General features: G+C 73.3%; 2 protein-coding genes. Both read right to left on the minus strand.

Translation table 11 applies throughout. The features are described 5' to 3' along the window. Window positions 1–332 (minus strand): response regulator (locus ACFPZL_RS13850; protein WP_382335980.1); only part of this gene is annotated, 332 nt, incomplete at its 3' end. Beyond that, window positions 329–815, minus strand: a 487-nt coding sequence (locus tag ACFPZL_RS13855; RefSeq protein ID WP_382335981.1) for a sensor histidine kinase, incomplete at its 5' end; no start/stop codon positions are given. The genes ACFPZL_RS13850 and ACFPZL_RS13855, both read right to left, overlap by 4 nt.

Here is an 815-nt window from a genome sequence, read left to right on the forward strand (position 1 = left end):
GCGAGCTCATCCGCGGGTGCGGCCTTCAGCAGGTAGCCGCTCGCGCCGGCCGCGATGGCGGCGAGGATGCGATCGTCGTCCTCGTACGTGGTGAAGACGAGCACGCGGGCGTGGCCGGCAGCGGCGATCGCCCGCGTCGCCTCGACCCCGCCCATTCCGGGCATCCGGAGGTCCATGAGCACGACGTCGGGGTCCTGCGCCGCCGCAAGCTCGACCGCCTGCTCTCCGCTCTCCGCCTCCGCGACCACCGCGAAGTCGGCTTCGCCCTCGAGCAGGCCGGCAATGCCCGCGCGGACGATCGGATGGTCATCCGCCACCAGTACCCGGATCATGCCCAACGCTCCTGCTTCCGCTCCTGCTCCAGTTCCTGCTCCAGCCCGTCCGCGAGCGGCAGTCGCACCGCGAGGCGCGAGCCGCCGCCCTCGTGCGATCCGAAACGCACGTGCCCGCCCGCCAGCCGCACCCGGTCGCTCAGCCCGGTCAGGCCGAAGCCGCTCGTGCTCGGAGCAGCGCTCGCCGCATCGCACTCTCGGCCATCCATCCGCACGTCGGAGCCGATCCCGTCATCGTCCACGGTGAGCAGCACGTCGGCGCCGTCGCGTCGCAGTGCGACGACGACCGCGTGCGCCTGCGCGTGCCGTCGCGCGTTGGCGAGCCCCTCCTGGGTCGCCCGCAGCAGCACGACTTGCTGCTCCCGGTCGAGCGGAAGCCGTTCGATACCGCACCGCACCCGCAGCCCCGTGTCGTCGCGCAGCCGCGACGCGACGCGATCGATCGCCTCTTCGAGGCCGCCGTCCCCGAGCGGCTGCGTCGTG

Source organism: Leucobacter soli, assembly GCF_042659205.1.
In the GTDB taxonomy this organism is placed as follows: domain Bacteria; phylum Actinomycetota; class Actinomycetes; order Actinomycetales; family Microbacteriaceae; genus Leucobacter; species Leucobacter soli.